Annotated in this window: 12 protein-coding genes, 1 tRNA gene and 4 pseudogenes; 9 read left to right on the plus strand and 8 right to left on the minus strand. The window is 34.1% G+C overall.

The window, feature by feature from the left end:
• Nucleotides 1–27 precede the first annotated feature (27 nt).
• Nucleotides 28–354, minus strand: a pseudogene (locus N5J47_RS09200) (GreA/GreB family elongation factor); the annotation flags it as partial.
• A gap of 108 nt (nt 355–462) precedes the next feature.
• On the opposite strand from N5J47_RS09200, the gene gmtY (N5J47_RS09205) reads away from it, so the two are divergent.
• The 6 genes from gmtY (N5J47_RS09205) (at nt 463) to N5J47_RS09230 (ending at nt 8,571) form a co-directional block, all read left to right on the plus strand.
• A complete protein-coding gene (gene gmtY, locus N5J47_RS09205; RefSeq protein ID WP_004660863.1) occupies nt 463–1,773 on the plus strand; it encodes a gamma-mobile-trio recombinase GmtY in 1,311 nt (436 codons plus the stop codon).
• Nucleotides 1,770–4,538, plus strand: a complete 2,769-nt coding sequence (locus N5J47_RS09210; RefSeq protein WP_004660861.1) for a VPA1269 family protein — start codon at nt 1,770–1,772, stop codon at nt 4,536–4,538. The genes gmtY (N5J47_RS09205) and N5J47_RS09210 overlap by 4 nt, the downstream gene beginning before the upstream one ends.
• The gene (gmtX, locus tag N5J47_RS09215) at nt 4,528–5,136 is read left to right on the plus strand and encodes a gamma-mobile-trio protein GmtX (RefSeq protein ID WP_004660860.1); all 609 of its coding nucleotides are present in this window, start codon (nt 4,528–4,530) and stop codon (nt 5,134–5,136) included. Before N5J47_RS09210 ends, gmtX (N5J47_RS09215) begins: the two co-directional genes overlap by 11 nt.
• Nucleotides 5,133–5,612 carry a transcription elongation factor GreB gene (gene greB / locus N5J47_RS09220; RefSeq protein WP_004660857.1) on the plus strand — a complete coding sequence of 160 codons (480 nt, stop codon included), beginning with the start codon at nt 5,133–5,135 and terminating at the stop codon, nt 5,610–5,612. The genes gmtX (N5J47_RS09215) and greB overlap by 4 nt, the downstream gene beginning before the upstream one ends.
• Nucleotides 5,613–5,677: 65 nt before the next feature.
• Nucleotides 5,678–6,898, plus strand: coding sequence for a DUF4297 family anti-phage-associated protein (locus N5J47_RS09225; protein WP_004660856.1), 1,221 nt, complete (start codon nt 5,678–5,680; stop codon nt 6,896–6,898).
• The gene (locus N5J47_RS09230; RefSeq protein ID WP_004660854.1) at nt 6,895–8,571 is read left to right on the plus strand and encodes an ATP-binding protein; all 1,677 of its coding nucleotides are present in this window, start codon (nt 6,895–6,897) and stop codon (nt 8,569–8,571) included. Before N5J47_RS09225 ends, N5J47_RS09230 begins: the two co-directional genes overlap by 4 nt.
• Nucleotides 8,572–8,639: 68 nt before the next feature.
• Here the strand turns inward: N5J47_RS09230 and N5J47_RS09235 are convergent, their stop codons facing one another.
• From N5J47_RS09235 to gmtY (N5J47_RS09265), 7 genes and pseudogenes are all read right to left on the minus strand, one after another.
• Nucleotides 8,640–11,327 carry a DEAD/DEAH box helicase family protein gene (locus N5J47_RS09235; protein ID WP_004660852.1) on the minus strand — a complete coding sequence of 896 codons (2,688 nt, stop codon included), beginning with the start codon at nt 11,325–11,327 and terminating at the stop codon, nt 8,640–8,642.
• A 9-nt stretch (nt 11,328–11,336) separates the two neighbouring features.
• On the minus strand, nt 11,337–12,881 hold the full coding sequence (locus tag N5J47_RS09240) for a site-specific DNA-methyltransferase (protein ID WP_004660851.1): 1,545 nt from the start codon (nt 12,879–12,881) through the stop codon (nt 11,337–11,339).
• An 86-nt stretch (nt 12,882–12,967) separates the two neighbouring features.
• Nucleotides 12,968–14,245, minus strand: a complete 1,278-nt coding sequence (locus N5J47_RS09245; RefSeq protein WP_279959661.1) for a hypothetical protein — start codon at nt 14,243–14,245, stop codon at nt 12,968–12,970.
• A 184-nt stretch (nt 14,246–14,429) separates the two neighbouring features.
• A pseudogene (locus tag N5J47_RS09250) lies at nt 14,430–14,570 on the minus strand (transcription elongation factor GreAB); the annotation flags it as partial.
• Nucleotides 14,567–15,177 (minus strand): annotated as a pseudogene (gene gmtX / locus N5J47_RS09255) (gamma-mobile-trio protein GmtX). The pseudogenes N5J47_RS09250 and gmtX (N5J47_RS09255), both read right to left, overlap by 4 nt.
• A 4-nt stretch (nt 15,178–15,181) precedes the next feature.
• Nucleotides 15,182–17,938: a VPA1269 family protein gene (locus N5J47_RS09260; RefSeq protein WP_279959663.1), complete on the minus strand. Its 2,757-nt coding sequence runs from the start codon at nt 17,936–17,938 to the stop codon at nt 15,182–15,184.
• Nucleotides 17,935–19,254, minus strand: a complete 1,320-nt coding sequence (gmtY, locus tag N5J47_RS09265; protein WP_108563996.1) for a gamma-mobile-trio recombinase GmtY — start codon at nt 19,252–19,254, stop codon at nt 17,935–17,937. The genes N5J47_RS09260 and gmtY (N5J47_RS09265) overlap by 4 nt, the downstream gene beginning before the upstream one ends.
• A gap of 108 nt (nt 19,255–19,362) precedes the next feature.
• Here gmtY (N5J47_RS09265) and N5J47_RS09270 point away from each other — a divergent pair.
• From N5J47_RS09270 to N5J47_RS09280, 3 genes and pseudogenes are all read left to right on the plus strand, one after another.
• Nucleotides 19,363–19,710 (plus strand): annotated as a pseudogene (locus tag N5J47_RS09270) (GreA/GreB family elongation factor); the annotation flags it as partial.
• Nucleotides 19,711–19,806: 96 nt separating this feature from the next.
• Nucleotides 19,807–19,896 (plus strand) — tRNA-Ser (locus N5J47_RS09275).
• Between the two features lie 498 nt (nt 19,897–20,394).
• Entirely contained in the window at nt 20,395–23,064 is a 2,670-nt protein-coding gene (locus tag N5J47_RS09280; RefSeq protein WP_279959664.1) for a hypothetical protein, read from the plus strand.
• The last annotated feature ends 16 nt before the right edge of the window (nt 23,065–23,080 follow it).

Here is a 23,080-nt window from a genome sequence, read left to right on the forward strand (position 1 = left end):
ATGAAAAATGTTTTTGTAAGTAATTGATTAATAATTAATGTTAATAATGTACCAGTTTTTTGGCCCTGTAGGTGTGAGTACGCGAACCTCGTCATCTACAGACTTACCTAAACAGGCTTTAGCAATAGGTGATTGGAGAGAAATATAGTCTTTACGACCATAAATTTCTTCATCTCCAACAATACGAAACTTAATAGTTTCACCTTCGTCATTTTCTAACTCAACCCATGCTCCAAAGTATGCTTTCCCATCTTGTTCAGAGCTATATTCAACCTTATGCGCGACTTCAAATAGTTTGGTTAGGTATCTGATTCTTCTGTCTATTTCTCTTAATTTTCTTTTGTTGTAGTGGTATTATAACCCCACCTTAAAACATACTATTTCTAGTATTCTGTATTGACAATAGATCAAATAATGATAAGTTTAAATTGAGAAAACCTCATACTTCATACTAAATAGTATATGGCTTACGTTAAGAAAATTTATGTAAATTACAAAGATTGTTCTACTCAAACCACCTTAGTCTTGCCTTGCCTCTTGACTGAGAAAGGAATCATCATTTCTCATTTGCGCTATTTGGCTTGGTTTAATTCAAAAAGTGAATCATGGAAAGAAAGATCTTGTTATGCACTTAAACTTTTATTGAAGTATATAAATTCAGTTCCACAAATTGAGAATGCTACTAAATTACTGAAAGCTTTCACCGAGGCATTAATCACAGGCACAATTGACCCAACAACCCGTACAGATTCTCTTAATCTTTATTGGCGACCACGCACAGTCAGAGATACCAATAATCTATTATTTCATATTACCCATTACACTGATTTTCTGACTTCACAGGATGAACATTCAACAATTCGTATAAATCCATTTCGCAAAGCCACAAGTTATGAAGAGCGTCTAAATTGGTGCGCTTATTATCATAAACAAGCAAATGTCTTTCTAAATCATTTAACTAAAAGAGATTTATCACAGCAGCAAGTTCGTTTGGTTGGATCGTTCAATGAAGACCTGATTGATTTTGAATATGCAGTTCGTTTCCCTGAAGATCAAATTGAAAGATTGATTTACTTAGGGTTCGAAAAAAATGGTAAATATGACTATAAATCGCAAGCGATTACGATGTTGATGAATTACGGTGGGCTTAGGAAAAGTGAAATTTTTCATATTTACACTTCAGATATCACATTAAACCCAAACCGTCCTCAAGAAGCTCTTGTTCGTGTTTATCATCCTGAATTAGGTCTAGCTCCAGACCCTCATTTCAAAAATAGACGTGAATTTCTTTTATCCAAAACATCATTGAAGCCTAGAAATAACTATCCATTTACCGAACGTTTATATGCAGGATGGAAGTCCCCATTACTTACATCTAAACAAGGTTACTTTGAGGTTGTATTTAACCCTCCTGAAAAAGCTAAAGATTTCTTATTAATTTGGGCAAACTATCTCAAATATCAGCGTGTAGAGCCGCTGAAAAGTAATCCACATCCTTTTGCATTTACAAATAATTTAGGTCAGCCTGAAACTATAAAAAACTTTCAACGCCTGCATAAACGTGCAGTAGAGCGTATCGGGCTAATTTGCAAAAAATCTCTTGGTACGACTGAGCATGGTCATCGTCATGCATATGGATTTCGTGCGCGTCAGGCTGGTTTAAATCAAGTCGAAATTCAAAAAGCTATGCATCATAAAAGCCCAACATCATGTCTTGTTTATATCAAACCAACAATTGAAGAAGTCCAAGAAAAGTTGAGAGCGATTAAATGATTAAACCTCAAGCAATCAGACGAATTGAAAGTAAACGATTTAATAAAGAGTTTTCGACTTTTCCTAGCTTAGATTCTTTAAAACAATTTTGTAAAAATGAAGGTATTACAAACTCAGTACTCTATAAACAGAAATATAGAGAATATGGGCTACCTGCTCATCCCGAAAGAATTTATGACGAATGGATTAGCTATAAAGATTTTTTTGAAATAGCTGATTTTATTTCATATGTCGAACTAAAAAATTTGATTGAAAACAAAAATCTTAAAAATGCGAAAGAGTACAAAGCTTTTATTTTAAAATTAAATGATCTAAGTCTTCCACTTGATCCACAAACTGCATATCCAAATGAATGGGAAAACTGGTATAAATTTTTAGGTAAAACAGAACCATTTAAGCCAGATTTTATTTCTTCTGACTATGTCACTTGGGCAATAAAAATTAAAGAATTTATGACTAAAGCTCGTGGTGGAGGTACTAAAGAAACTCAGCTTTGTCGTTTCGTTCGTCTTTATATTGAACAATTTGATAAAAGCAAAACACCACATGCTTTTCTTATACAGGAAAAATTCGATGTAAAACCCTTTCGAGATATTCTTGAAAATATAGAATCTGAACCTATGAGGAGGAAACTCGTTGTTTATGTCAATGAATTCTTAGATTACATTATTGACAATGATTTAACGATTGAAGATGAAGAAACAGGCGAAATAGTACGAGTCGATAATGCTAGAAATCCGTTCAGCCTTTTACTCAATCAACAAAATATATCATCTAGCTCAATCCGCTCTGAAACAACAAAGCCATGCTTACAATACCATTTTGTTAAAAAAGCTCAAGAATGGATTATTCCAACCAATGCAAAAAACTTTCAAGATTTAGAGCACCTTCATAAATTCGATGCAGATTGGGTAAAAGTAAGCTTTGATCAATTAGATTTACATGATTTAGATTGTGTATACCGTGTAATTGATAATCAAGCATATTTATGGTGCCCAACTGACTGGATTCATACTTATACACTCACTAAAGTTCCCTTAAGAGGACGACAAATCGCCTATAATGATTCTGGTGAAGCCGATGAGTATATTGCAGATTTAGATCAACAAAACAAAATCATTTGGCTAAAAAATAATTCCCCACTTTCACGATTAACCAAAGAACAATCGTTCATCAAAAGAATGCCTGATGGTCAAACAGGTATGTTTACCACTACAAATAAAACAAATAACAATGGGCAAGGCTACACAATTCCGTGGATACCCGAAGACTTAGCATATTGGCTTATTAGGCTAAGGAAATGGCAACAAAAATATAATTCTATCTCATACCCCAGTGCTTGGATTAATTGCCAAAGAACAAATTTAAATGAGGTACAAAGAAAAGCCAAAGGATTGAATTGTTTTCTTTTTAGGCGCTTTAATGATTTTGAACCAGCAAATGTCGGAAATGCTTTAACCCCAAGATTAGCGGCTGCTCTTTATAATATACAGCCCTCAAATCTTTGCTTAGCTACACTTGAAGGAAATAGAGCAATTTTAGGTGCATATAAGTCTAAATATACACCTCATAGCATGCGTGTTAGCCTCATTACAGCCTATGTTCTTGAAATGGGTATGCCTATTGAAATCGTGATGAAGATCGTTGGCCATAGCTCCGTGATCATGTCGATTTATTATTGCAAAGTTTCCAATCATGATATTAGAACTCGATTAGAAGAAGGTGAAAAAATAGCCTTAAAATCTGAAGTTGAATCAATTCAAAGGACAATTGAGCAAAATAAAATTGAAAGTGTTAAAAACCAATTAATTGGTAATAATTTGGAGTTACTGCAAGCTTTATCTAATGAGGTTCCTGCAGGAAATTTTATTTTTAGAGATTACGGTATTTGCCCTTTTGCAGCTTCAAGATGTGAGGATGGTGGTGAGTTAATAAAAAGTAGTTCATTCTATACCCCTACACCCCAAGGTTATTTAGGAACTCAGAATTGTATCCGTTGTAGACATTTTATAACTGGGCCTGCCTTTATTGGTGGTTTATTGGCAATTACAAATGAGATCTTACTCCAATCCAATGATCAATCTGAAATATGTTCGAAACTACAAATTAAAATCAATCAGATTAATCAAGATATTGATAATATTGAAAAAGAAGAATATATAGCCAATTTGAAGAAAGAAAAATTTGAAGGCACAGCAAACAGATCCAAGCTTGAGACTGAACTTCGAAATTTCGAATCTGAATATGAAACAGCCGCTAAAAAATTGGATATGCTTTTATGCGATATCCAATCGGCTTATAGTCATATTACGAAATGCCACAAGCTCATCAACAACAATCCCCTTATAGAGAGCGATGAAAAACTTTCCTTAATTACAGCCCCTAATGCTGAATTGATATTAGAAATGGAAGAAGTGAGCCATTATCAACAATTACAAGAAGTCTGTGAAAATGCAGCCATTTATAAATCTTGTAATGCAGATCAAGCTATTTATCCAAGAACTCAGCTCATTGATAAAATGGCAATGTTTAATGAAATTATGCCCGCTTTATTCATGTTATCTAAAGAACAGCAACTTTCAGCAGGCAATCAAATTTTCAAGTTATTGATGAGTCGTCTCAAATCTTGGGATAAAGTGCAAAGTGTTATAGATGGAAAGCTTAAACTAATAGAACTTTCTGAAACTGAACAAATTTCAAAATCAGAGATTGAACTCATTCTACATAATTCACCAAATTTAATTGAGGTAAGTCGTGAATCCTGAAGAGTTATTACATAAGTTAAAACATGGATCATCACTTAAAATCCAACAGTCACTCGATGCAATCTATGAAGTATGTATGGAGCAACAGGAACGTGGAATTCAGGATTTTTCTGTAAGTACGATTGCTAATTTAGGATTTAACAGAGGTGTTCCTAAAGCGCAAAGCATCAGAAATAAGACAGGTGAAAAATATAGAGCACTGATTCAATGTTTTGCAGATTCATCCCAGACGACTAAATTAACAAAACCATCTCCAACAGACAATGCGTGGATTGAAGAAATTCAAAACCCCAAACATCAGTTGCTTGTCCGTATTATGGCATCTGAGTTAAAGGAAGCTCAACAAATGATCCGTGAAATCATTCCACCTAAACAAAGGATTGATATTTATGATCATAAGAATATGATACCCGATGAATCTTTTAAGCTTTCTGATCAAGAAGTACGGGCATTACAATATTTATTGTCTACAGATTTCCAAAAAAAATGGAATTTAAAGCCTACACATTATGGTGAGCTTGTAGATGAGTCAAATAAGCCTGTTTTTAAAGTGTCAACATTGGATGCCTTACGCAAGGCTTTGGAGTATTTGTCTTGAATCGTAAATTATTAACGGTTGAAGGTTATCAACGTTTACAAGATGAGTTAAATGATTTAGTTCGTAAAGAACGTCCTGAAATTACTAAAATTGTGTCTTGGGCAGCCAGTCTAGGCGATCGATCGGAAAACGCTGATTACATCTATAATAAAAGAAAGTTACGTGAAATTGATCGTAGAATTAGATACTTAACCAAGCTTTTTGAGGTGGCACATAAAGTTGAATATAGCCCTGAACAAGATGGAAAAGCGTATTTTGGTGCTTGGGTTGAATTAGAGAATGACGACGGTGAAACCATTAAATTTCGCATAGTGGGTGACGAGGAGATTTATGGTAATAAAGACTATATTTCCCTCCAATCACCTATGGCTAAAGCTTGCTTAGGTAAGTCTGTAGATGATGAAGTCCAAGTACAAACACCTACTGGTAAGAAAATTTGGTATATTACAAACATTGTTTATAAAAAAGTCACTTAATAGTTTGTTTTTTCAAAATAAATCTAGTATAAAAAAACATACTTATAACATTTAAATAATTTGCTATGTCTGATTCAGATAGAAGTGCTGTTGACACACTAAAGGGTTATTTTTATCAATTTGATCAATCCATTCTTAAATTATTGAGTCTTGAATCACCTGAGGATAGCGTGGCTATAGAATGTCTTGAGGATATAGATATAAAAACAGCTACTGAGGTCTCAGCTATACAGTGTAAATATTATGCTAAGACAGAATACAATCATTCAGTGATTAAAGATGCTGTAAAGCACATGCTTAATCATTATAAAAAAGTAACTAAAGGAGAAAAACAAAAAATAAATTATCAAATCAATGGACATTATAAATCTGGTCATGAGAAGTTGCCTAATGAGTTAGACATAGATTTCCTAAAAAAACATTTTTTAACTTATACTGTAGAAAAAGTTAAACATGAACATCATATTGAACTTGGATTATCAGATACTGAGCTTGAAGATTTTTTATCATGCTTAAATATTAATATTAACTCCCCAGAATATACAATACAATACAATCAATTAATAGATTCACTGTGCACACACTTTAATTCAACAAGATATTCAGCAGAATCATTTTATTACAATAATTCCTTGCGAATTATTAAAGATTTATCAATTAATTCAATTAAGAAAGATAGGATGATTACTAAAAAAACATTCTTAGAAAAAGTAAATAATTCCAATATTCTTTTTAATGAATGGTTTATAAAAATAAAGGGAAAGAAATCACATTTTAAAAACCTTAAACAAGAATACTTTACATTCTTGAATATTGAACCATTTGAAAGATTCTTTTTAATAGAAATAGATCAAAGTACTTATTTTCGAAATGAACTCAAAGAATTAATTTTTATCATTTCTAAAAAGTGGTCAAAAATTTCAAAATATGGAACAATTTCTTTTTGTCCGTACATCTTAATTCATGGAATAGATTATTCTGAATTAATCGAGATTAAAACAGAGTTATTCAGAGAAAGATATAAATTTATTGATGGTCATGATTTCCAAGGAGCTGAATTTAATCCAACTTCAATTGTACAAGCAGCAACTTACCAAAATCAAATTAAGATTAAAATATTAAATATGTTGACAAATTTGGAACTGACCCTTAATTCTATTCCTACTAAAACTAAGAAAGTTTATCAATTTTTTATCACGTCTCCTTACTTTGAATGCTCAAACCCTTCAATTGGAATACACAACATTCAAATTGAACATATTACAGATATTAAGGAAATCATATGATTGTTTCGAATCCAGATGAAAAAATAAATGCTCAAGTCATAGCTGTATTCCCCGATAAAGTAAAAATCGTTGTCGAAGATTTAGAGAATTTTAAAATTGCTGAAGAGTCATTAAAAGTTGGTTCATATTTAAAAATTGCAGATAATGAAAATGCAGTTTTAATAGCTGTAATTGAAAATTTTCAAATTTCTGTAGGCGAAGGTGTACAAAACTATATCATTGAAGCATTTCCTTTAGGGGTGCTTAGAAATGGAAAATTTGAACGTGGAGGTGATTCATTAGCTATTCCTCCAAAAGAAGTAGTTCCAGCAACTATAGAAGACATAAAAAAGATATATGAGGATACAGTTAATTCAGCAGAAAGCTTTACTTTTTCAAATCTTTCTTCAAATACAGAGGTCGCTGTACCAATTAATGGGAACAAGTTTTTTAATAAACATATTGCTATAGTTGGTTCAACTGGTTCAGGAAAATCTCATACTCTAGCAAAAATTATCCAAAAGGCGACCTCTGAGAAAAATGAGAATTTTCATTTAAATAATTCTCACGTTATCGTCTTTGATATTCATTCTGAATATAAAATGGCTTTTCCTAATGCAAGTTACATTGATATTTCGAATTTAACTCTTCCATATTGGATGTTAAATAGTGAAGAATTAGAAGAATTTTTCCTAGATACAGAAGCTAATGATCATAATCAACGTAATATTTTCAAAGAATCTATAATATTAGATAGAAAACAAAAGTTTACTGGTGAAGAGCAAGATAAACAAAGAATTCATCTTGATTCTCCAATACCATTTGATATTAATGAGGTTTTAAATTTTGCTAAATTTAAAAATACTGAACAAATTGATACTGGCGATACTTATGCTTCAGGTGAGAAAAAAGGACAACCTAAACTTAATCAAGGTAGTCTGTATGGCAAATTAACAAATTTTATTAATCGACTCGAAAATAAAATTAATGATAAAAGACTAGATTTTTTCCTTGGGGATAAATCTAAAAATATTACATTTGAAGAAACCTTACAATCTCTTTTAGGTTTCACCCCAAATAAAGAATCAAATATCACTGTTATTGACCTTAGTGGTGTTCCTTTTGAAGTATTGAGTATAACAGTATCTCTAATATCAAGATTAGTCTTTGAATATGGTTATATATACAAAAAATTACGTTGCTTAGATAATCCTGATGAAAAAATTAATAATGATGCACCTATTCTACTAGTATATGAGGAGGCACATAAATATGTGCCTAATAGTGATTTATCAAAATATAGATCTTCAAAAATGTCAATTGAAAGAATCGCCAAAGAAGGACGAAAATATGGTGTCACTCTGCTGTTAGCGAGTCAGCGACCTTCTGAAATTTCTGAAACTATTTTTGCACAATGCAATAACTTCATAGCGATGAGACTTACTAATCCTGTCGATCAAGCCTATGTCAGAAAACTATTACCAGACTCTTTAGGTTCATTAATTGATAAAATGACTTCATTTAAACAAGGTGAGGCTCTCTTAGTTGGTGAATCTATAATTCTTCCATCTATTGTTCAGATCGAACCATGCTCTATTGCTCCATCATCAAATGATATCCCGTATTGGGAACTATGGAAAAATAAATGGAAAGATATAGATTTATCTAAAATAAAAGCTGAATGGCACAAATAATTTAGATTATCTTGACTAAGAGTGAATAAATTATTTTCTCTTAGTCAATTAAAAATAATTTTTTAATTTCAAAGCAAAACTGTATTAATCTGCTCGTCCAAACTACGTCCAAATTCATCTTGCTTTTTCGCCATCAAGAAGAGACGGTTACCATTGCTGTCTTTAGCCCATTGCTTACCAATAGCATTTTTCACACGAGCATCATCAGCCGTATCTAAATGCCCACCTTTGTATTCCAAAACAAAAATCGAACCATCCACTAATTCGGCAACGAAGTCAGGATAAAAATAATCTTTCTCTGTTGGTAACCAAAATGAAGTATGTGGCTGTTTAGGAATATTACGCACCCAATATTTAACTTTAGGGTGTAGATCTAATAGCTGGGCGCATTGAAATTCTTCTGAAATCTTGCCTGAATCGGTCTTTTCTCTTAAATCATCGATTGCAACATAAAAATGCTTTTTAAATTTATAGCTTCCACGATAAGGCATTCGGACTGGATAAACACCTCGTTTAAACTCAAAATTATTTTCAAGTTTAGAGTCATGGCTGACTTGTAACTGACTGAATAAATCACCTTGGAATGCTTTTTTACGTGCAAGCTCAAATAAACGATCTAATTCATTGGACACAGCTAAAGCCAACTGGAACTGTGCACGATGCAATTGAGTCAAAGTAAAATTACGCACATTCAATAAATAGCTGATCAGCTTAGTCAAATAAGCTCGCAATTGAATTTGCGTAACACCCTGTCGTCTTGTTTTACGATCAAGCCAATTGAGCAAATCATTTTCAGTAATTGGTGTTGGCATATCTGCAAATTGGATTTGCTGACTGTTTAGATGTTCGTAACTTAATTGTTGATCTTGAAGATTAAGGTCAATCTCAAAGCTATTTACAGTTTCTTTGATATTAAAACCGTCCAATTGAACAGGATAATCCAGCAAGTCCCATTCAACAGAATCTTCAATCGTTTCTTTATCTGCAACTTGCCACACACCATCAACAAATAAACCGAGCTGTGGAATTAAGGCAAATGTCGCATCCCAGTTTTCAGGTGCTTGATAGGCTTGTCGTTCAGCACGAGCATCTTTAAATACTTCTTGCACATGCGTTTTTTGTTTAGGCGTAGCTTGCTCAATAATGGCTTGTTCAATTCGATCAAATTCTTCGTCTGACGTACCTTTATTGATAATTAAAGCCGTACCTTGACTGGTTTCTCTCGCTTGAACTGCTGCTTTCACGTCATTGGGTAAATCGTCTTGTTTCAATGCAAATGGCACAGAAATCAGCACTTCAGGTGTTTTGGGCTTTGTTATTTCCCCACCCGTTTGTTCTAAATCAAATTGCTGCTGTGGATTTGCTACAATTGCGGTGTCAGCTTCCCATTTGTTAAAGCCCATATTTGCAACCATACGGTCTTTTAGGGTGGCTGTGGCTTGTGCAATAGAACTAGAAATCACATGGGCATAGGCTTTGTTGAGTTCGTCATTTTGGCGTAATTTAGCATAAGGCATCCGCAATACACGACCCAGCAATTGTTCAACATCTGTTGCCGAATTAATGTTTTGTAGACTCGCCAAAACATAGGCAAATGAACAATCCCAACCCTCTTTTAACGCTTCAACGGTTATCACAATCTTGATTTTACAATCAGGACTAAACAAATTCTGATCATCCAATTCTTTGGTCTGACCTGTCGAAATTGCGATCCAATCTTCGGAGATATTTTCATAGTCATTTAGCAAATGTTGCTTTACCACTTCAACATTGGCTTCACCATTTTTATCTTGTGCCTGTATGAGCAAAATCGGTCGAATGTACTCATGTTCTTTCTGTGCAAGCAACTCCAATTTTTCACGCTGGATCAGTGCATCTCGAACACAATCTTGCCAACTATGCGGGTGCTCTGTCAGTACCACAGGCAATTTAATCATTTCAGCTGCTTTTAATTCCGCTGCGGAAACGGAATACAGTACATTATTGTCTTTTGGGGTTGCTGTCAGCTCTACTAAACAACTTGGATTCAAGCGTTGTAGCGTTGGAAAAAAGGTTTTGCCGCCTCTGTTTTTATGTGCCTCATCCACAATAATAATCGGTCGATGCAAATGAAAAAAATTGACCAGTGAATGTTTTACACGACCAATGTCTTTTTCAGTCAAAAACTTTTGGTATTGCAATGTGTCTGCTGTGACCCTATCCATATTTTCAATTTTTGCAGGGTTCAGTTTGGTAAAATGTTCACTTAATGATTCATCAAACGCATAGGCATTGCGCTGGAAAGTTTTTTCTTTATCAATGTTAAAAATTTGAATCGTAGTCACAATCACAATGCACGATTGACCCACATCATGTTTGTTTAGTGTTTGCAGGCTTTCAATATCACAAACTTTTAATCGGTCGCCATAATGACTTTGCAAGGCTTGGCGATACGGATGTTGCACATTCGAGAGTGCAGCCAAAGTTTGCTGACGGATCATGTCTGTTGGCACAAGCCATAACACAATTGGGCTATCTGTATTCACATAGTTCTGTGCTGCAATAGGGATACTATGCGCTGCAAGCAAGGTTTTACCGCCACCAGTTGGCACACGCAAACAAACACTTGGAATACCATCTAATCGGTCGCTATAAGCAATATGCTCACCAACACACCGCTTAAAAGCTCTTTCTGCCCCAAATGATGCAGCTAAGGTAAAAAATTGCTCTAAAGCTTGTAAAGACTGATGTTGATAATTTTTTAATTGAAGTGACATGAATAATCCTTACTTAGCCTTATTGCCATAGAGTGAATATGGAATTTGTTTAAACTCGATATTCAATGCTTCCAATCGAGCAGGACTTAAACGGGAGGCTTCGCCAATCACGATTCGTTTACCATCATGGGCATGACATTCATTCAAATGATTCAATACAGATGACGTAAGGACATTTCCACCATTTGGTCGTCGATCACCTAAAATACCGTTATACAGCAAATAGTAGGCTGTACCTTCATGAATACCTAAGAATGGATTATCAAAATTTTCAGTTTGGTTTAATGCAAATTTTGTTTCTAACCACCATACATAACTAGCAAGGTCTTTAAACTTCACATCGGCATTTAAGAAACCGTTATCATCGAAAACAGGGCTACCTAAAGTATAGAAGCTAAAACCACCACCACCTTGCCAATTAACAGCTTTGGAAATACCACCTTGTTCACCGTCAATGACTTTTTCAAGACGTGGGATCACATGGGTTTTTGCATGCTCACCCATTTCGATACCGATATAATGTCTTCCCATCTTGTGGGCTACAGCTACAGTTGTTGCCGAACCAAGGAAAGAGTCAAGAACAATATCACCTTGATTTGATGCAATATGAATAACTTTTTCCATCAATCGTTCTGGTTTAGGGCTAGAAAAAGTTTCATCCTTTCCAAATAAAAATTGGCTCTCTTTTTTTGCTTCATCAGTATGACCATGGTCATCATGATTCCACCAAGTCCATGGAACTACACCCTTAACCTCAGATAAATAACGAATAATATTTGGCTGAGAATCACTATTTTTACCAAAATATATTCGTCCCTCTTCTAATAATCTATCGAATGTAGCTCTTGAAACCCCCCAACAACGCCCTTCAGGAGGTGTAAATGTCTTTCCAGATGGACTTACAACTTCATAAAATTGTTCAGGTGTAGCATGACCAGCTTGAGCCGTCATTGGAATACCACGCCATCTACCTTTTGGATCATTATTTGGATTTTTATATACTTTTGCTTGTGTTTCATTCATTGGAACGAGATTTCGAACTTGCTTAAAGCTCATTATATTTTTTGCATAGACAAGCAAATGATCATGTGCGTCACCGATTGCTTCGCGATTTTCTCTAGAATATCTTTTCTGCCAAACTATATTTGCTACAAAATTTTTACGACCAAAAATCTCATCACATAAAACTTTTAAATAATGAGCTTCATTATCATCAAGTGTAATCCAAATCGAACCATCTTCAGTCAAAAGCTCTTTTAATAGTTGTAAGCGTGGATACATCATCGAAAGCCATTGGGCATGCTCTAACTTATCGTCATAATGCTCAAAAGCGGTTTGTGTATTGTATGGTGGATCAATAAAAATACATTTCACCCGACCACCATAAAGTGGTAACAAGGCTTTCAATGCCTGTAAATTATCACCTTGAATAATCAGGTTTTCTTTTGCTTGTTCGACATCACCATATGATTTTTCGAATTTTAAAAGGTGATATGGAACTTGGGTTGCTGTTTCTTCAGCTTGGTTTCGATTGACCCAATCAAGTAAAGGCATGACATCACTGAATGTAAGATAAAAATTGACTTTATTTTATCAAAAACTAGCCTTTAAATGTTGATTAGATTTTTTACTGCTAAAAATTAAAAATCAGGTTTTATCGTTACTTTATCACTATTTAACCACTTATGTATTAACTCATCACCACTAAAAGTAGTCCAAGAGAGTCCATCATTTATTATACTTTTACAAACAAAGTACTCTAAGCAAGTATAACTCCAATTAAATCCAATATTTCGTGTATGAGATGGAACTTTATTATTTAACTTACAATGTTCTAAGTAAGATGTGATCCTCGCGATAAACATCTTATTCACAGAATAATATCTATCTTTTCTTTCTCCATGCTCTAAGCTATACAAATTTGAAGCAACTTTATCCGCATGATAACTTAACATACTATTTACAACTAAGAGATTATACTTTTCAACTAACTCAATAATTACGTGATCCAATTCAATAGATTTTTCAATTGGGATGGGTTTATATTTTTGTATATTTAAAATTAACTCATATGCATCAATTTTCTTTTGCTCGATAACAAACTCTCTAATTTCTTTAACATCTAAATAATCCAGTTCATAATAGTCTAATTCTATACTTAATTCTTCCAACATTTGGTTAAAACTTCCACTAATTAGATCTAAATTTAAAAAGGTGTTCCCATCAAAAAAAATATACTTGTATTTTTTATATCTACTGACTAGTTCAGCACGTATTAAATGTGAGTTTTTATAAAAAAATTTATTTGTATCATTAAATACCCCAATAATTTCATCTGTTTTTTTACTATTAAAAATGACTCTTTTTTTATACAATGACTTAATTAAGAAGTTCTGATTAGCTCTTTCAGTAATAAACATATCTTTCCAAATTTCTTTATCCAATTTACCATACTGATTTACTTGGCATTTAAGAGCAATTAGATACAAATAAATTTTTTCTAAATAAGTTAAATTAAATGAATTTTTCATAAATAAAAATGAATAGTCATCTTTTATAACTGATTCAATTTTTTCTATAATTACTTCAGCTTGGTTATTTATATCTTTACTTAAACAATTTTGGCAACTTAATTCATCTTGAAAAAGCTTTTTTAACTCCATACGTGATCTAGCCTTAATTTTTTGATTACAACTAAGACAATTTGAATTTTCAATAGTAGATGTAACAAAACTAAATTTAGCAATGATAGCTTCTAAGTTAGAAATATTATTGAATCCATGTTTTTTTACAAGATTTTTTAATGAATATTCAAAATCATGTGTTTCCCAACTTAATGCCCAATAATCCTTAATAAGTAAATCATAAGTTTTTGATTCATCATCTATAACGTGTATTAAGATATTTTGTTTAGTCATTGTGGAAAATTTTATCAATAATTTCTTAAAGTATTCTATTTTTCAACTAGTTAAACTCTAGATCCATTATTGAATTGTAACTGAAGTATAATAGTACAACTAAATAGTATACATACTATTTATAAGTTTTTGTTTTTTATTAACAATTAATATTTTAGTATGAAATATAGGGTTATTTTTCCGAATCTGCATTCTCCGACCGATCGCCTAAACTTGCTGCCCAGGATACAATTTTTGTAATCTCAGGGCGTTCCTTACGAACCAAGTCATTAAGTTCATCTTGTAAACGTTGATATCCTTCAGCAGTTAATAATTTGCGGTTCATGATAAATATTCCAAAGCCTTACGCAATGCATCTAGAGTTGCTACCTTAAATACAGGCAGGTTCTTTTCATCTACTAAAGCTCCGTATTCAGTAGTTTTCAAGTTCCACTTTTTTGGAAGTCAGATGATAGTAAATATTGCAAAGCTCGTACTTCTTGATCTGTTAATTTAAATGATTGGTCTGATATCATATGCTTATGGTCATAAATATCAATTCTTTGTTTTGGGGGAATAATTTCTCGGAGCATCTGTTGTGCTTCTTTTAGCTCTGAGGCCATGATCCTAATCAATAATTGATGCTTAGGATTGTCAATTTCGGAAATCCAATCAGTTTCTTGTTTAGAAAATTTTTTAAGCTTCTTCTTGCTGGATGTAGAATCAGCAAATGCTTGGATCAAAGCTCGGTATTTTTCACCTGTTTTATTGCGAATACTTTGTGCTTGGGGAACTCCACGTTTGCATCCTAATTTTGCAATTGTAGAAATAGAAAAGTCATATATTCCTCGTTCTTGTTGTTCCATGCAAATATCATAAATAGCTGTCAATGATTGCTGTATTTTGCTTGAAGCATCGCTTTTTAAATGTTCAAGTAGTTTTTCAGGACTCATATTTTTAGCCCTCAATAAGATTCTTTGAATTCGTCATGATAAGTTCAATATCTGACTTCGAAATTTGTTCAGTGTCTGCTAATTCTGTGAATTTGATACGGCAGTCTATTACCTGTTGGACTTTATCCCAAGTTTTTAATCTGTTCATTAATAATTTGAAAATTTGATTTCCTGCCATGAGTTGCTGTTCTTTAGTGAGAGTGAAAAGGCTAGGCATAATTTCATTAAACATAGCCATTCTATCAATCAATTGCGTTCTAGGATAAATTGCCTGATCAGCATTACATGATTTATAGATTACTGCATTCTCACAGACTTCCTGAAGTTGTTGATAATGATTGACCTCCTCCATTTCAATAATGAGTTCTGCATCTCGCATCGTAATGAGAGTTAGCACATTTGTACTTGTATCTGAGGGGGTACTATTTATTAAGTTATGACAACGAGTTATATGCCCATATGTTGCTTGGATATCACATAGCAACATATCTAATTTCTTCGCTGTTAACTCATATTCTGATTCAAAATTACGTAATTCAGTTTCGAGTTTAGGACGTTGTGTTTTACCTAAGAACTCTTGTTGTTTTAGATTTGCTATATATTCTTCTTGCTCTAATTTATTAATTTCATGATTTAGTAGAGTAATTTTCTTTTGTAATTGGCTACATGCATCTGATTGAGTATTTGCTTGTAGTAAAATTTCATTTGCAATCGCTAGAAGTCCACCTAAAAATGCTGGTCCAGTAATAAAATGTCTGCATCTAATACAATTTTGAATACCCAAATAACCTTGAGGAGTAGGGGTATAGAATGAGCTACTTTGAATTAATTCTCCACCATCTTGGCATCTTGATGCTGCAAAAGGGCAAATACCATAGTCTCTAAAAATATAATTCCCAGCAGGTATATCATTATTTAATGCTTGTAATAGTTCAGCGTTACTACCAACTAGTTGATTTTTGATATCTTCAATTTTGTTCTGTTCAATTGTATGTTGAATTGCTTCAGCTTCATTCTTTAATATAATTTTTTCACTTTCTTCTAGCTTCGTCCTTATGTCCTGTTGAGAAACTTTGCAGTAATAAATGGACATAATTACTGAACTATGCCCAACAATTTTCATAACTATCTCGATAGGCATGCCCATCTCTATGACATATGCTGTTATGAGGCTTACACGCATACTATGTGGGGTATATTTTGATTTATATGCACCTATTGTTGCTGGATTACCTTCAAGATTTGATAAGTTAAGATTAGTAGGTTGTATATAGTAAAGAGCGGTTGCTAATCGAGGTGTTAATGCATTAGACACCGCTGCCGGTTCAAAATCCCCAAATCTTCTAAATAAAAAACAATTTATACCTTTAGATTTTCTTTGTAACTCATTTAAGTTAGTTCTTTGGCAATCTAACCAAGTGCTAGGAGCCTTAATAGCATTATACTTTTGCTGCCATTTTCTTAATTTTATTAACCAATATGCAAGATCTTCTGGAATCCAGGGAACGGTATAACCTAATCCATTATTATTGGTTTTATTGGTAGTAGTGAACATACCCAATTGCCCATCTGGCATACGTTTAATAAAGGATTGCTCTTTGGTCAAGCCTGCAAATAACGACGGATTTTCTATCCAGATAATTTGATTATGTTCATCAATATCAGCAATGTACTTATCGGCTTCACCAGAGTCGTTATAAGCAATTTGTCTACCCCTCAATGGCACCTTTGTTAAAGCATATGTATGTATCCAATCAATTGGACACCACAAATAGTATTGATCATCTATTTTTTTGTAGATGCAATCCTTATCATTAGGGTCAATCAAATTGGAATTAATCTTAACCCAGTCAACATCAAATTTTTGTAAGTGAGTAAGATCTCTGAAATTCTTTGCTGTTACGGGAATAATCCAATTTTGCACTTTTTTAACAAAATGATACTGTAAGCAAGGTTTGGTTGTTTCAGAGCGTAAAGAGGAAGATGAAATATTCTGTTGAGCTAATAATAGAGTAAAGGGATTACGCGCATTATCAACGCGTACAATTTCTCCTGTATCTTCATCTTCAATAGTCAAGTCATTATTAATGATATAATCAAGAAACTCGTTTACCGCAATCACAAGTTTTCTTCTCATATGATCAGATTCGAAATTTTCAAGAATATTTCGAAAGGGTTTAACGTCGAATTTTTCCTGAACTAGAAAAATATGTGGAGATTTACTTTTATCAAATCTTTCTATGTATAGACGTACAAATCGACATAAATGACTTTCTTTTGTACCACCACCTCGAGCTACTTTCATAAATTCAATTATTTTAGTAGCCCAGTCATGATATTCATAAGAAATAAATTCGGGTTTAAAGGGCTCCTCTTTTCCTAAGAATTTAAACCAATTCTCCCATTCATCTCCGTAGCTACCTTGTGGATCAAGTGGTATTGATGAATCATTTTGTTTGTTAACAAAGTCTTTATATTCTTTTGCATTCTTTAGGTTTTGTGCATGAATAATTCTCTTTAAATCTAGATAAGTAATAATTTCTGGAATATCAAAAAAGTCCTTATAGCTTATCCATTCATCATAAATACGTTCAGGATGTGCTGGTAAATTATGCTGACGATAGCTTTTCTTATAAATAACAGAATTTGTAATCCCTAATTGCTTACAAGTTTTTTTCAAGTCTTCAAAATTTGGAAAAGGTGAATAAGAGGTTGCAAGTCCTGGCTCACTAATATTTCTTAGATTGAAGTGTTTTATCATTTTATGCCTCTTAATTTTTCTTTAACTTCTTCTAGCGTTGGTTTGATATAGACCAAACAGGAGATAGGACTTTTATGATGCATTGCTTTTTGAATTGCTACTTGATCTAGACCCGCTGTTCTAGCCCTGAAGCCATAAGCATGCCTATGGCCATGCTCACTTGTACCAAGTTCTTTTTTACATTCTAGGCCGATTCGTTCTACTGCATTTTTATGAAGTCTTTGGAAGTTTTTAATTGTTTCTGGTGCTCCTAAGCTATTAGTAAATGCAAAAGGGTGGGGATTGCTTTTTGGCGGCTCAACACGTTGATATTTTAAGTAGTTTATCCAAACTGCTAGAAATTCTCGTGCTTTTTCGGGTGGGTTAAAAAGTACTTCAAAGTAGCCATCTTTAGAAGTTAATAACGGTGTCTTCCAGCCGGAGTATAATCGTTCAGAAAATGAGTAAGTATTTCTTGGCTTATATAATGTTTTGGAAAGAAGATACTCTTGCCTATTTCTATAATTAGGATCAGGTGAACTTCCTATAATTGGATGATAAACACGAACCAAAGCTTCTTTCGAATGATTCGGGTGTAAAGTAATATCTGAAATGAAAAGGTGAAAAACCTCGCTTTTTCTTAACCCTCCATAATTCATAAGCATTGTAATAGCTTGTGATTTATAGTCGAATAGCCCATTTTTCTCAAAACCTAAATAGAGAAGCTTTTCGATTTGGTTTTCAGGGAAACGGATTGCATATTCCGTATCATATTGATTTTCTTGTAATGAACCAACTAAACGTACTTGTTGTTGGGTAATATTTACTTTGTCTTTATTTGTTAAATGGTTTAGGAATACATTTGCTTGTTTGTGGTAATAGGCACACCAATTAAGGCGTTCCTCATAGCTGGTTGCTTTACGAAAAGGGTTAACTCTTGGAGAGTTATATTCATCTTGTAGAGCTAAGAAGTCAGTATAGTGTGTGATGTGAAATAATAAGTTATTAGTGTCAGTGATAGTTCTAGGTCGCCAATAAAGATCGAGAGGATCAGTAAGGGTTTTATAATTGATTGTCCCTGTAGCTAGAGATTCTGTAAATGATTTGAGTAGTATCGTAGCACTTTCAATATTCGGAACGGCATTGATATATTTCAGCAAAAGCTGCAAAGCGAAACTTGAGCGTTCTTTCCAAGCCTCACTTTTTGAGTTGAACCAAGCCAAATACCTTAAGTGAGAAATCACCACACCTTTTTCAGTAAGAATCGATGGTAAAGTTAATACTCGTTTTGTAGTACAGTCAGTGTAATTTACATAAATCTTTCGAACGTAAGGCATATAATTTTTAGTACATATTATTGGGTGTTTAATTATTAGGCTAACAATATTTGATCAATTGTCAATTTGATTGGGTTGTAAATAGTATGTTTAGTCATGGGGTTATAATATCAATATAATAAACAATTACTTAGAAAAATAGATCGTCGTGTTCGCTATTTGGGTAAGCGTTTAGAGGAGTTGAAAATTGTTGACTTTGTGCCTGAGCAGGAGGGAAAAGTCTATTTTGGTGCCTGGGTTGAAATCGAGAATGATGATGGTGAACAGAAAACCTTGCGTATCGTGGGGGTGGATGAAATCTACGACCATCATCCTCAGCATATCTCAATTGAATCTCCTATGGCGCGGGCACTGTTGAGCAAACAGGTGGATGATGAGGTTGAGGTACATACCCCATTAGGTAAAAAAGTCTGGTATATCAACTCAATTCGATATGAAAAACCTGAAAGTGCTTAAAATAACAGGGTTTTGCTTTTATTTTGAGCACTTGGTGTAGGCTTTTAAATAAAATATTTGCCAAGTTGAGCTTTTATTTATATGATAGCCGCCATTGGAAGCGTGGCAGAGCGGTTTAATGCACCGGTCTTGAAAACCGACGAGGGTGTGAGTCCTCCGTGAGTTCGAATCTCACCGCTTCCGCCAAATTTTGAAATAAGCCCTTGTTTTTACAGGGGCTTATTTTTTGTCTGTAGATTTACCCCTCAACTTACCCCCACATAAAAATTTTACTGATTATAGAATTCAAGCCATTCAGAATTTTTAGGAATTATTGAAGTCAAAATTGATATAGCAGAGAAATTAAATAATCTTCCCAGTGATTGATATGACGTTTTTATGCAGTGAATGTTTGTTTTATGCTTAAAACTGACAGTATTCGTCTAGGTCATTTTTTTGTGTTGAAAGACATAAAAATATTTGCTTTTATTGTGATAGCGTTCTCCTAAATTTTTATTTGATTCCATATCTAATAATAAATAATGTGCTTGTAGTCTCTGATTTGAAAATAAATGTTGCTGAATTTATTATTTTTAATAAAAATAACTATTATTTTACATTTTTCTGTTAAAAGTTGGTTTTTTGTAGTATTCTGGTTGAAAAATCGTCAATATAATTTTTTATTTTTTTAGTGGGTTGTTGGATATGATAGGTCGGTTCAAGAAAAGTGCTATCTCACAAATTTCGTTTACCTCTTTTCTTGGTTTATTTATCTTTTCTTGTAGCTCTATTGCTTTTGCTCAGCCTAAGGCAGGTAGCAGTATCACCAATATTGCGAGTGGTGATTTTTATGATGAACAGGGCAACCTACAAACAATTAATTCCAACCCTGTTATCCTGACAGTTCAGCCCATTTACTCATTGAGTCTACAAAGTAATCAGCAAAATATTGGTACAATTGGCAGTAAACTCAATTTCCCTCATGTACTAACCAATACAGGAAATATCGCAGATAACTATAAGGTTGCTCTGACACAACTCACAAATGATCAATTTGATCTGGAAAATATCGCAGTTTATGTGGATCGGGATCAAAATGGTGAACCTGATGACAATAATAATTTACTCAATAATGCAATCTTGCACTTAGAGGCAGACGAGTCAGTTGCTTTGGTGGTGGTCGGAAGTATTCCTAAAAATGTTGTCGCAGGTAATGTGGCAAACTTTAGTTTAACTTCAACCAGTCAACTTGATCCAGGTAATGTGTCTGCCACTGTCTCAGATATTGCAAAAGTGGTTGATGATGCGGTCATTCAGGTCACAAAATCTCAAAATATCAGTACAGGTAAAACAGGCACAGAAGTTACCTATACATTTACCTATAGCAATACAGGGACTGCATCAGGTCAGTTGCTGGTGCATGATACCTTGCCGAGTAATGTTGCATATCAGGCGGGAACTGCGATTTGGAGTAATGGCACGGCTACACTGACAGATATAGATAATGACAATGAAGCAGGAAGTACTGCTGAATCAGTCATGAACTATAAATATGTAAATGGTGAGGTGGAGTTTAAACTGACAGGGATTGCCGCATTAAGCAAGGGCACGGTGAGCTTTAAGGTGAAAGTTAATCCGAATGCAGTGGAAAAGATCAATAACACTGCGAACTATAAACAGTATAAAAACAATACAACTACTTTATTGAAAGACACCAACACCAACACCGTTATTTTTAATGTAGAGCAAACCTTAGGGGTGATACTGAATAACTCTTCTGCTGGAAATACTGATGGAGGCACGAATGACTTGCTCACCAAAGCAAACACATTTACTGGTGCCGCCAAAGAAGTTCAGTTTGAAAATTATGTCTGGAATACGGGGCAGGCAACAGATAGCTATAATCTTACAATTGATAAAAGTGTAAATGTGCCAAGTTGTGCGATAACACGTTTATATCACTCTGATGGAAAAACTTTGCTCACCGATAGTAATGCTGACGGTGTAGTAGATACAGGTTCGATGGCAGCAGGCGCATCGAAAAAAATTGTGCTTGGTGTTTATTTTCCTGCCAATTGTGTCACTACAGAGACTTTGAATTTTGACATCACAGCAATTTCTACCACAGATACAGCAATTAAGAATGCGACTCGTGATCAACTAACCAATACTAATTCTGTCGGTTCTAGTGACTTGTACAATAATGATGGTTCAGGAACTGGCATAGGAATTGTCACAGCAGCTGGTGGACAGGCATTATTCAAGCAAGTTGCAATTAAGGGCGGAAATGCAGTATTTCCCTTAATGGTTAAGAATTATAATAGTGTCGCCAATAATTATAATTTATATGCTTCAGCCAATGAGATTGATGTGAATAACATCAGCACCAATTTGCCTCCACAATGGATCGTAAAATTTTATGATACCAATGATAGTTGCCAGACATTAACAAGTGAAATTAGCAATACAGGGGTTGTTGCTGCTGGTGCAATCAAACAATATTGTGCGGTAGTCACTGTTCCACCTAATACCAACTTGACCAATTTGCCAATTTGGTTTGCGATAAAATCCCCAATGAATGCTCAGGCAGATAGCATTAAAGATCAAGTCGATCTTATTCAACGACAAATGACATTGGCAAATGATCAACAGGGACGAGTGAATGTTGGTGGAACAGTTGTTTATCTACATACTTTGAAAAACATGGGTACGATTGTTGAGGGGAGTACCACGGGTCAGGTTAGCCTAAGTGTTGTATCGCAGAAACCAGCCGATAATTTTATTTATACCTTGTACTATGATGCCAATAACAATGGTGTGATTGATGCAACTGATCCACTCATTAATGACTTATCTACGGTTACGGGTGGTTTAGCGCCGCAAGCTTCAATTCAACTTCTCTTAAAAGTTCAGGCACCGACAACCGCAACCAATGGTATGTCCAGTGCAGCCAATATTATTGTAAAAACAAACAATGTTATTCAGGGTTTGGCTTTGGCTGATTTACAAAACACTGACTTGACCACGGTAGATCCAACCCAGTTACGTTTGACCAAAGAGCAGACCAAGGATGAAAATTGTGCCTTAACTTTGGCTACGGTAACCAATGCAACTTACGGAAGTACACCGCTTCAGATAAAACCAAATCAATGTGTGACTTACCGTTTAACCATTAAAAATGAGGGAATAACCTCGGCCAGTAATGTCGTGATCAATGACGTTGTACCTGTTTACAGTCAATTGCGTGTTGGTTTACCACCGTCAATTAGTCAGGGTTCAGTTGCAGTCAATGCGGGGCAGATTTCAGGAAATGTTGGCACCCTTGCGCCACAGGATCAGGCTGCCATGTACTTTTCTATTCGGGTAAGCCCATAAACAGAGCGGATATTAG

Origin of the sequence: Acinetobacter sp. GD03645 (assembly GCF_029845285.1) — a bacterium.
Taxonomy (GTDB): domain Bacteria; phylum Pseudomonadota; class Gammaproteobacteria; order Pseudomonadales; family Moraxellaceae; genus Acinetobacter; species Acinetobacter corruptisaponis.